Origin of the sequence: Novipirellula sp. (assembly GCF_041583735.1) — a bacterium.
In the GTDB taxonomy this organism is placed as follows: domain Bacteria; phylum Planctomycetota; class Planctomycetia; order Pirellulales; family Pirellulaceae; genus Novipirellula.
This window is the reverse complement of sequence record NZ_JBFHFD010000243.1, coordinates 1-11,808: the sequence shown is the minus strand read 5'-3', so window position 1 is coordinate 11,808 and position 11,808 is coordinate 1. Positions and strand designations below refer to the sequence as shown.

Annotated in this window: 4 protein-coding genes; 3 read left to right on the top strand and 1 reads right to left on the bottom strand. The window is 53.5% G+C overall.

Features of this window, described 5'->3' with window-relative positions:
- Nucleotides 1–223 precede the first annotated feature (223 nt).
- A complete protein-coding gene (locus ABX962_RS18100; protein ID WP_372721442.1) occupies nucleotides 224–1,972 on the top strand; it encodes a sulfatase in 1,749 nt (582 codons plus the stop codon).
- A 222-nt stretch (nucleotides 1,973–2,194) separates the two neighbouring features.
- On the opposite strand, the gene ABX962_RS18095 is transcribed toward ABX962_RS18100, so the two are convergent.
- Complete coding sequence (locus ABX962_RS18095) at nucleotides 2,195–6,832, bottom strand: PAS domain S-box protein (RefSeq protein WP_372721441.1); 4,638 nt, start codon at nucleotides 6,830–6,832, stop codon at nucleotides 2,195–2,197.
- A gap of 1,006 nt (nucleotides 6,833–7,838) precedes the next feature.
- On the opposite strand from ABX962_RS18095, the gene ABX962_RS18090 reads away from it, so the two are divergent.
- A complete protein-coding gene (locus ABX962_RS18090) occupies nucleotides 7,839–10,514 on the top strand; it encodes a DUF1553 domain-containing protein (protein ID WP_372721440.1) in 2,676 nt (891 codons plus the stop codon).
- A 3-nt stretch (nucleotides 10,515–10,517) separates the two neighbouring features.
- Nucleotides 10,518–11,808 (top strand): DUF1501 domain-containing protein (locus ABX962_RS18085; protein WP_372721439.1); only part of this gene is annotated, 1,291 nt, incomplete at its 3' end.

Genomic DNA, 11,808 nt, shown 5'->3' with positions numbered 1-11,808 from the left:
TGCATGCATGTCGCACCGATCGACCGCGTTCCGCTAGGTCGCAAGACAACGTTTCGATATCGCTACTGGTTAATCGTGGGTAACGAAAGTGAAATCGCCTCGCGGTTGGATGCACTGTGGACAAAATACTCCTCGGAAACGTCCCAGCTTGTTGATCCCTCAACTTGACTCGCACTGCTCCCACTCCGTCGCCTGCAACACAATTCTTACCACGGTCCTCACGATGAATCGATTGTTCCTTCTTCTTTTTTGCTTCAGCTTGGCATTCAATTCTTCGCTCGATGCCGCAAAGCCCAATGTGATCGTCATCCTCGCGGACGATCTGGGCATCGTTGACATGAATGCCTATGCGAGAAAGTTCACGGGGACCGATCCTGCGCAGATGTACTACGAAACGCCGAACCTCGATCGTCTGACCAAGGAAGGACTTGCGTTCTCGCAGGCGTACGCTTGCCATCTGTGTTCACCGGCGCGGGCTAGTCTGTTGACGGGCAAGTACGCGGCGCGCACGGGATTCACCACGGCAGTCGGTGGTAATGTGCGAACGTTCTACAACCAGGCGATCGAGATACCGCAAGGCTATGTCGCTCAGGACGCATTGGTTTGGGAAGACAAAATCGAGATTCAGCAAGCCTTGCTCAACGGCACCACCCGCGATGCACTGGCGTCAGGCCAACCGTCGGACAATGGACAAGATGAAACGACGATCGCCGAAGCAATGCCCGAACATGACGCTGCCTTTATCGGTAAATGGCATGTCGGTGGTCATGGATCGCAGGGCTGGCAACCGTCAGACCAAGGTTTTGAAGAAATCTCGTATCTCGACGAAGGTGGATCGCCCTACTTCAATTGGCGAGGCATTTGGGATAGCGGACAAAAACTGCACCCCAAAACACCACAAGCGAAATTGTTGCGTGGAAAATCGGGCGGAAACCTTGGGCAAGAATACCTCACCGATGAATTGACCGAGCATGCAATCGACTACCTGCGTCGTCGAGCCGATTCGCAGAAGACAAACGGCAGGCCCTTCTTTTTGCACTTCTGTCACTTTGCGGTTCACACTCCGTTTCAAGGACGTGCCGACGATGTCGCCCACTTTGAAAACAAATCGTCACGCGGTTGGAACGGACATGACAATGCCATCTATGCGGCGATGCTAAAACGATTGGATGTCTCGGTCGGTCGGATTCTTGATACGCTCGAAGCAACCGGGCTGGACGAAAACACCTTGGTTGTCTTCATGAGTGACAACGGCGGAGTGATGTACACCGATCCGCTCGCGACCAACAACGCTCCGTTTAAGGGAGGCAAGGGGACGCATTTCGAAGGCGGCATTCGCGTGCCGCTAGTGATTCGCTGGAAAGGCCATGTCGACGGCAACCGCTGGTGCAGTGTTCCGGTCGATTGCAACGACATCTTTCCGACGGTCTTGGATTTGGCCGGCTACGATCTTTCCAAACATATCCAACCGGGCGGAATCGACGGACGCACTATCGCTCCGTTACTTGACGACCCCGCCAATGCGAAACGTGGATACACCCGCGATACGTTCTATCAGCACTATCCTCTGAATGTGATCGTCGAGAACCCCGAAGACGGTTTGCCATCGGCTCCTTCATCCGCCGTCCGCAGTGGGGATTGGAAATTGATTTTCGATTGGTCCGGTGCGCTGCGGCTGTACAATATCACGAAGGATCCCTACGAGCAGAACGAATTGTCCGCGGCGATGCCCGAGAAGGCTCGAGAATTATTCGTGCAATTGAATGATTGGATTGATACGAACGTCGACGTGAAATACACACCGGCCATCAATCCCGATTACGATCCATCAAAGGAGGCTCGCGATCGTCCGTTCGTGGACCTACGCCGCAAGTACTTGGGCGACGAACGAGCAATTCGCACGGTCGAAGGCGATCCGCGGTTCAAGCTGATCCCCGCTGCGGTCGAACCTGGCGTCAAAACATCGAAATAGTCTCCATCGTTGACAGATGAGGATTTTTGATCCTTCCATTGTTTTTTCCCTTTGCCTGTTCGTCGATGCAATCGGTGTGCCGATTTCGTGACTGTGCCGATTTCGTGACAGCCGCTGAAGCCGTTTCTCTTTCACCCTGGCGCAATGAACCATTTGCGCGGCGGCAATCGCAAACACCGAAGAAGCCGCAACCTCAGCCGGCTTACTTTGTTTCAGCATGTTCTATTTCCCAGATGGTTGCCAATGACTCTTTGCTGAATCCGGGACCATTCCCACAGAGCCATTTTGCAAATGATGCTCGATTTTCTCGAGCATCACCGCCTTGTCGATCGGCTTGCTCAGATAGTCGTTACATCCGGCCTCGATACACCGGTTCATATCACCTTGCATGGCGTCGGCGGTCAGCGCGATGATCGGGCCATGGTAACCAAGTTGACGTAATCGCTGTGCGGTTTGATAGCCATCAAGCCGTGGCATCTGCATGTCTAGCAAAATCAGATGATACGCCTGTCCCTCATCGATCGAACGTTTGACCATGTCGATCGCCAATTGGCCGTCTTCGGCTTCACAGACACTTGCGCCAGCTTGAGTTAGAAATGTCTTGCTCAAGAAACGAATGTCGCGGCGGTCATCGACGATCAGAATCTCGGCATTGACCGTTACCGATTTATGCGAAGTTCGTAAAGCGTGATCCGTTGCGCTGGGTGAGGCGACGTTGGACTCAGCGACTTCCGCCACCGCGACAATGACGGTGAATTTGCTACCGCGTCCCAAAGCACTTTCGACCGTGATTTCGCCGCCGAGCATTTGTGCCAAGCGTTGACTGATCGCGAGTCCTAATCCGGTGCCGCCAAACTCGCGATTGACGTTCCCATCCCCTTGAGAAAACGGCTGAAACAGATTTGCAAGTTGCTTTTCACTAATGCCGACCCCCGTGTCGACAATATCAAAACGAAGTTGCCCGGATACAAATGACACCAGCAACGTGACACCACCTTCAGGAGTGAACTTGATCGCGTTGCCGACAAGATTGATCAAAATCTGCTTTAAACGCTTCCCATCGGACCGAACCCAAACTGGCAGCGGTGTCTGGTACTCGACCGAGAGCTTGATACCTCGCTCACCGGCACGAACATCCATGATGACGCGAACGTCTTCGATTAGTCGAGCAAGCGAAAACGTCTCTTGAGCGATGTCCAATTTCCCTGCTTCGATCTTGGACAAATCCAAGATGTCATTGATGATATCCAATAGGAAGTCACCATTGCGGCGGATCGTACGAACCCACATCGATGCTTCATCATCGTGAACCTTTTCAGCGATTAGATCTGTGTAGCCCAAGATCGCCGTCATGGGAGTACGGATTTCGTGACTCATGTTGGCCAGGAAGGCACTTTTCGACTCGTTCGCCGCTTCGGCTTGTTCACGTGCTTCGCGTAGTGAGGCTTCGAATTCACGCTGCTGCGTAATGTCAATCAACGTTCCGATTAACTGCGTCGCGCGGAGCTTTTCGCCTTCGCCGCTATAGATCGGCCGCGCATGGATTCGCACCCACCGGATTTGCCCATCCCTTCTTAAGACGCGGTGCTCGACGGTGTCACTAACGCCTTCGGGCAGCGTTGGCAGCCGTTTGAAAAAACGGAAACAAATCTCGCGGTCGTCGGGATGAACCCAGTCTGGGATTTTATGATCCAGAATGTATTGATCGTCATCGTCTGGCAAACCAATCAGTCGCTTGAACTCATCAGAATATCCAACCGTCCCGGCGATCAAGTCGGCGTGCAGCATCCCAAAACCAGCGGCTTCCGCCGCGTTTCGCAAACGCTCTTCACTGATCGAGATCTTCCTTACTGCCTCGTGACGATCGTGCGTGTCGATCACACTACCGACATAGCCGGCGAAGTTCCCATCTTTGTCAAAGCGTGGTTTTCCAGCATCAATGACCCAGCGATAGGAACCATCTTTTTGCCGCAACCGAAAATCAATCTCGTATTCCGCTCGCTGTTCCGCTGCGGTTAAAAATTGTTTCTTCGCCGCTTGCTGGTCATCGGGATGAACTGCGGTGGTCCAGCCCAACCCATGCCCCTCTTCTTCCGATTGGCCGGTGAAGTCATACCAACTCTGCGACAGAAACGTGCAGTAATGATTTTCATCGGTCACCCAAATCATCGCGGGCGCCGCATTGGTCATCTCTCGAAATCGCACCTCGCTCTCGCGGAGCTCCGCTTCGACCATTTTCGCATGGCTAATGTCACGAACTTCGATCACGGTTGAAACCGGCACGCCGTGGCGAAAAATCGGGCTAGCTGCACACATCACCGGAAACGACGTGCCGTCTTTGCGGAAAAACAAATCTTCGTGTGCACGCACACTGAAATCCTCGGGCAACGCACGATCGATCGGGCACTCCGCCATCGGATAAGGGCGTCCATCGGGATAATGGTGATGAATCAGATCGTGTAGCGGCTTCGACCGAATCTCGTCTTCATCAAACCCTGTCATCTCCAGACAGGCTTGGTTGCAATAGGTCAAGTAACCCTTTTCATCCATCATGATTAACGCATTGGTTGAGTTCTCGGCGATCGTGCGGACCAGCTCTTCGCTGCGACGCAAATTGGTTTCCGCCATGATCCGGTCATGAACATCAATGTTCATCCCTACCCAGCGGCGGATCGATCCATCGCGGTTGCGGATGGGAGCGGCTCGCACCTGGGTCCAACGATAATTGCCGTTGTGGTGCCGCAGGCGAAACTCGTGGTCCAGCGTTTTGCCAGTGTCAATGCAATCCTGCCACGCCTGTCTAATGCCATCGCGATCATCGGGATGGACAACGTCGACCCAACCGATTCCAAGCCACTGCTCGTAAGATTGTCCCGTAAATGCACGCCAACTCGGTGAATCTTCCACGACTCGGCCGTCCGCATCCGTCGTCCATACAATCTGGGCTGCGACATCGACCAGCGTCTTGAACAACTCTTGGCTGTCACTCAGTTCGGTCACGTCACTAAACGTAACGACGATGCCATCGTGTTCTCCGTCGGTCCCCCGGTACGCGGTGACTCGGCGAATGTAGGTACGACCGGCGATCTGTCCGATCATATCCTCGATTTCATCGTCGTCTGACAACGTATGCGGATCCGGAAGCGGCGGCATTCCCTCGACCTCGGACGCAAATTTTGTCAGCTTGCGACCAACATCACTTTCACGCAGATCATAGATTTTTTTCACCGCGGGCGTGAAGCCACGGATACACAACTGGTTATCCAAAAAGATCGTCGCAATCCTGGTACTGCGTAGCAAATTTTGGATGTCGTTGTTGCTGCGAACGAGATTCTCGTTGCTGGTTTGCAGCTCCTCTTTGGATGCTTCGAGCTCTTCGTTGGCCGATTGCATCTCCTCGTTCATCGAGAGCAATTCTTCGTTCGATGACTTCAGCTCTTCGTTCGACGCTTCGAGTTCTTGGACCGTGCGTTCAAGGGCGTCGCGAGTGCGCAGCAGTTCGAGCTCTAATTGCTCGATGACTTGCCCCGCGGTCGAATCGACGAGTCCGCCGGATGCTGCTGCGTTGATCGAATCATCGTTGATTCTGGCTTGCAAAGGAGAGCCGATGCGATGAAAAACGACCAGGTGCAGACTTTGATCCGATCCCATCTCCGGAATTGGCTGAACCGTGATATGAACTCGTTGGATGCCACCTTCCACCGGAATCGACATGCCTTCGGACAATGCCCGACGTCGATGCTCTTTCGATTCGCTAAACGCAGCACGTAGCCCGGTCCGCAAATTCTCGTGCGCCATCGTGATGATGTTGTTCTTGAAATTGCCTCCCGTGATCTTCAGAAACGGAGCCGGGTCCGATGACAGCGAATGGATCTGACCTTCGTCGTCGCAAACGATCCATTGCGGAGCAAACTCACTCAAGATGATCTGCTGTGAATACCGAAACAAGTCAAGCTCGCTGTTGCCCGCATCCGCAGGAGTACCAAAACGATTCAAGTTCATCACGGGTGGCTCGAGGGTTTGAGGACGATCGAGGGCAGTGACACGTCGCTGATAAAGTCGATGCTTTGTGTGTAACGTTCGAAACAGCTCTCGATTGACCGAGAGCGTTTCAGCAGGACCGAGAAAAAGGTAGCCACCCGGTTGTAACGCATAGTGAAACAGCGGAATGAGTTTCTTTTGCAGATGGGCTCCGAGATAAATCAGCAGATTGCGACACGAGATCAGATCGACTTTGGTAAACGGCGGGTCACTGACCAGGTTGTGTGCGGAAAACAAGATCATGTCGCGAATCTTTTTATTCACAACATAACGGTTCCCGCGTTTGCCGAAGAACCTTTGCAACCGCTCTGCGGTAACCTCATCCCGAATCCCAAGCGGATAACTACCCGACCTCGCAACCGACAACGCACGTTCGTCCAGATCAGTCGCAAAGATCTGTACACTGACTTCCCTATCGCATTGCTCAAGGATCTCGGCTAGCAGTATCGCAATCGAGTAGGCTTCCTGGCCGGTCGCACAGCCGGGGACCCAGATCCGAAGCGGACCTTCGCCTTGATGCCGATCGACCAGCGGTGTCAAAACGTCGCGTGCCAGAGACTCGAATGCATTTGCGTCTCGAAAAAACGCAGTGACACTGATCAACAGGTCACGGAACAGCCGAAAGACTTCATCGCGTGACGATTGCAACAGTTCGATATAGTCATCGACCGACGAAAGCTTGAGCACGAGGATCCGTCTACGGATCCGCCGCGTTAGCGTGGTCGTCTTGTAATGCTTGAAATCATTTTGAGTGTGCTTCTCAATGACGGCGGCAATCCTGGGGATGGCGATAATTATCTTACGGTTTAAATCGCTCATCTCGTTCGTGTCGTCAGTATCTTGTTTGGGGGGTACGGATTTGGGGGGTACGGAAAGACAAACCTCTGCCGTAATCAAGTCCAGACGCCGAACATGCCAAACGTCGAATTGATTGCTCGCTCTTGTATTGCTTGCTGGGAAAAAAGTCTAGAACGCTCGTGGGCGGAAGTGACGCATTAAGCAATCCTCATGCCACCAAAATCGCTCCGCTGCGTGAATTGATTTGGGGGGTCGTCCAGGCCACCTCGCAGCAAGATCGCGGCCCCCTTAATGACCTGCCGCCAAGGTCAAAGTCCGCGGTCCAAAGGACGGTTTTGCGATTGCGTCGAAGTCCGCGAGAACGAGCACTTTTGCTGGAAAAAACGGAGTCATTCGGAGGCTTTTGTCTCCAGCGATCGATCATCCATCGCCAGGGACAATTGAGCAACAGGATCCAACGGAGATCAGTTTTGGGCCAACGTTTTGACTTGAATCGATCACCTTGATCGAAAAACGTTCAACCGCTCTTAAAAAGCGGGCAAGGTCGTCACCGCGGATCGCCCACCGGGTCACCGCAGACGGCTGATCGAGATGCCCGAATGCCTAACGCCGAGATCACGCCTGGTTTTAGTTAGGGCTGACAGCGGGTTGCTTTGAACGAGCGGCGATGATTTTCAAGTTGCCAAGTTCAGGAAGCGACCTCAATGCTTGGGCGACTTTGTCGCCCGATTTATCAGGCAGACAGATGTCGGAAAAAACAATGTCGGGCTGCCCACCGAAAACGATTGCTGAGAAATATGATCGCTGAGACAAATGATCCAGCTTTGAACGTTGTCGTGAACAGCTGCGATCGGAGGCAAAAATGCGATGCGTATCCATTGACGAAACCGCATTTTTTTGTCGCAAGAAAACTATATTATGGAATTCTCGCAAAAACTTGTGCGAATTCGGGAATGGATAGAGCTGCCCACGAAATGTTGACAGTGGGCTGGAATGTGCCAGACTGCCCAGCCAGGAGATCCGATTCATGGCCAAACGTCCAACATTCAGCCGGGGATTTAAATTGACCGATGTTCAAAAAGGCAGTGAGCAAGCGCTTTCGTATGCCACTTTCGCCAAAAACGTACGTGTCGGTGAAAACTCGCTGTGGAATTGGGCAATCGTTTGGCCCTTGTTGCTACTCACCGTTGCGATCGCTGTGCTCCCGCAAGCGAGTGCAGCGGAAGCAAATAACGGTGGCGGGATAGCAGCGACGCCAACCGCGGATGTCACGTTCGATCGAGACATCCGTCCGTTGCTTTCGTCACGATGTTTTGCCTGTCATGGTCCTGATCCCGAGTCTCGCGAAGCAGGACTGCGGCTGGACCATGCACACGGCGACGAAGGGGCAATTGGTATCGCGATTGAACCTGGCTCGATTGACGATAGCGAATTATGGAACCGGATCACCACGGATGATGAATCGATGCGAATGCCGCCTGCGGACTCGCACCTAAAGCCGTTTTCGAAAAAGGAACAGCAGCTCATTCGTGCCTGGATCGAATCAGGCGCCAATTACGAAGATTTCTGGGCATTTTCTCCGCCCCGAAGGCCGAAGACGCCAGTCGGCAAAGCAGAACATTGGAGCAAGCAAGTGATCGACTTGTTTGTGCTCCGCAAGCTCGAAGCGAATGGCATGTCGCCTGCCGACGAGGCCGATCCACGATCCCTGGTTCGCCGGGCAACGTTTGATCTGACCGGCTTGCCGCCAACGCGCGACGAGTTCCGTCGTTTCGCCGAAGTGTACAGACAATCTCCTGAGATCGCTTGGGAGCAACTTGTCGACGAATTGATCGCTCGCCCGCAATTTGGCGAACACATGGCTCGCTATTGGTTGGATCTGGTCCGCTTTGCCGACACCAACGGGATGCACAAGGATTTCTATCGCAACCATGTCGCCTATCGTGATTGGGTCATCCGAGCGTTCAAGGAAAACCTTCGCTATGACGATTTCCTTCGCTACCAATTAGCTGGCGACCTGTACCCGGAACCGAGCAAAGATCAGTGGATCGCGTCTGGATTCCACCGATTGCATCTGATCATCGACCGAGGCACCGCGCTGCCCGAAGAAAGCCATGTAAAAAACGTCTTAGATCGTGTCACCTCGGTTGGAACCGCGTTCATGGGGCTGACGGTGCAATGCGCCCAATGTCATGACCACAAGTTTGATCCGATTACGCAAAAGGACTTTTTCGCGCTGTACGGTTTCTTTAACAACATCGACGCGGAACCCGAGACCAACCCACGAAAAACCGTCGCAGGATTGCAGGAACCGATTGTTCGCTTTCCCACCGAGAAACAACAGACGGAACTCGACCGCTTGGACGCACAACTTGCCCAGACTAACGATCAACTTCAGCGATTGACGGCCTCCATTGAATCAATGGCCAAGCAAACGAAAAGCAAAGTATCCTCGGACGCAAAATACAATGAAAACGCACTCGGTGTAGAGCCGAACGGTGATGAACCCGCCAAGCCGGAAGACGGCAAGCAGGAAGACCGTGCTCTGAAGAAGCTAGAGAAAAAGAAATCTGCCTTAGAAAAAAGAATCAAAGAGCTCAACCGTCAACGCGACACCATCGAGCGATCAGTGGAAAAGGTCATGGTGATGAAGGAACGCGAAGACGTTCGAGAGACTTTTGTTCTGATTCGGGGTCAGTACGATGCTCCCGGCGAAAAAGTCGATCGAGACGTTCCCGGCTTCTTGCCGCCGCTAAAGAAATCGTCGCAAGTCGCTTCCCGAATGGATCTGGCGGAGTGGTTCGTGGCTCCCGAGAACCCGCTTACCGCTCGCGTCGCCGTCAATCGTTTCTGGCAATCGTTCTTCGGCGTCGGTCTGGTCAAGACGTCGGAAGATTTTGGCAATCAGGGCGAGGTGCCGAGTCATCCTGAGTTGCTTGACGAATTGGCGGTCTCGTTCGTCGAATCGGGATGGGACGTAAAGGCCCTCGTCAAACAAATTGCGATGTCGAAGACCTACCGGCAAGCCTCGCATGGCTCACCCGAGCAGTTCAAGGCTGACCCCGAAAATCGGCTATTGGCCCGCGGACCTCGTTATCGTTTGGATGCGGAGATGATCCGCGACCAAATTTTGATGACCAGCGGTTTGCTGTCCACCAAGATGCATGGGCCAAGTGTGAAACCACCCCAACCTGATGGATTGTGGCAGGCCGTTTCGATGACGGGTGAGCGATATGTACCCGATTCTGGCGAGTCGATCTATCGCCGCAGCATCTACACGTTCTGGAAACGAGCGATGCCGCCACCGCAAATGACGATTTTAAACGCTCCCATTCGCGATGCCTGTATCGCTCGGCGTGAGCGGACCAACACACCGTCGCAAGCATTGTTGCTACTGAACGAAAGCGAATATTTGCTGGCCGCACGTCACTTGGCGCAGGCAACGCTTGCCGAACCGCGCAAACAGCGGCTGCAGTTTGCTTGGGAAACGGTCACAGCAAAACTGCCCGACGAGCAAGAGCGTGAGATCATCGAAAACTTGTTGATTGATTTGACACATTACTATCAGCAACATCCTGATTTGGCGAACGACCTTTGTCGCGACCTGACTCTCGACACTGCAGAGGCGAAGGCGGAACTGGCTGCCTGGACCGTCATTTGCAACACGCTGTACAACCTCGACATCACCAAAACCAAGGACTAAACGATGCACCTTTCCCACAAGATTGAAACGCTGGGCAATCGTCGTCGGTTCCTGACCAATGCAGGAATGGGACTGGGTACCGCCGCGATGGCATCGCTTTTGGGCCAACCTCGCCTCGCCACGGCTGCAACGGCCAATTCCACTGGGAAGATTCCGCCCGGCTGCCATTTTGCCCCAAAGGCAAAACGGGTCATCTTTTTGTTCATGGCGGGTGCGCCAAGTCAAATCGATTTGTTCGACCCCAAGCCAGGACTTGAAAAGCAATTCAACAAACCGCTGCCCCTCTCGGTCAGCATGGGGCAACGCGTGACCGCGATGACCAAGGGCAAAGAACAATTGATCATGCCCAGCCCTTTCAAATTCTCGCGAAAAGGCGAAAGCGGACTTTGGATGAGTGAATTGCTGCCGCACTTGTCCACTCAGGTCGACACGTTGTGTTTTATTGATTCGATGAATACCGACGCGATCAATCATGACCCCGGCAAGACGTCGTTCTGCACCGGTTCAGAGATCCCGGGCAAACCCAGCATGGGAGCATGGCTTAGCTACGGACTCGGCTCGCTTAACAAAGACCTGCCGGACTACGTCGTGATGCCGTCGGCTTATTGGAGTGGCAAGGTCAACGTGCAAGCTCTGTACGCACGACTTTGGGGCAGCGGCTTCTTACCATCGAAACATCAAGGCACAAGTTTTCAGACGACCGGCGATCCGGTCTTGTTTCTTTCCAATCCAACCGGTGTCGATGCGGGAATCCGGCGACGAATGCTCGATTCATTGGGGCAACTGAATCAAAAGCACTTTGCTGAGATCGGGGATCCCGAAATTGAGACCACCATCGCACAGCAAGAAATGGCGTTCCGAATGCAAACGTCGGTTCCCGAACTGACCGACATCTCCGACGAGACACAGGAAACGTTGGCGATGTATGGGCCGGAAGTCAACAATCCCGGTTCTTACGCACGAAATTGTTTGTTGGCAAGGCGGATGGCCGAACGTGATGTGCGTTTCATCCAACTGTTCCATCGCGGTTGGGATCACCATAACCGATTGCCCATTAACCTTCGCGGACAATGCCAGGACGTCGATCAGCCGACGACGGCGTTGCTGCGTGACTTAGAACAACGCGGATTGCTCGACGATACTCTTGTCGTGTTTGCGGGTGAGTTCGGACGAACGGTTTATTGCCAAGGCCAGCTGGATCCGGAAACCTATGGCCGCGATCACCACCCACGCTGTTTCACCGCTTTGCTGGCTGGCGGTGGCATCAAAGGCGGCATGCGTCACGGCATCACCG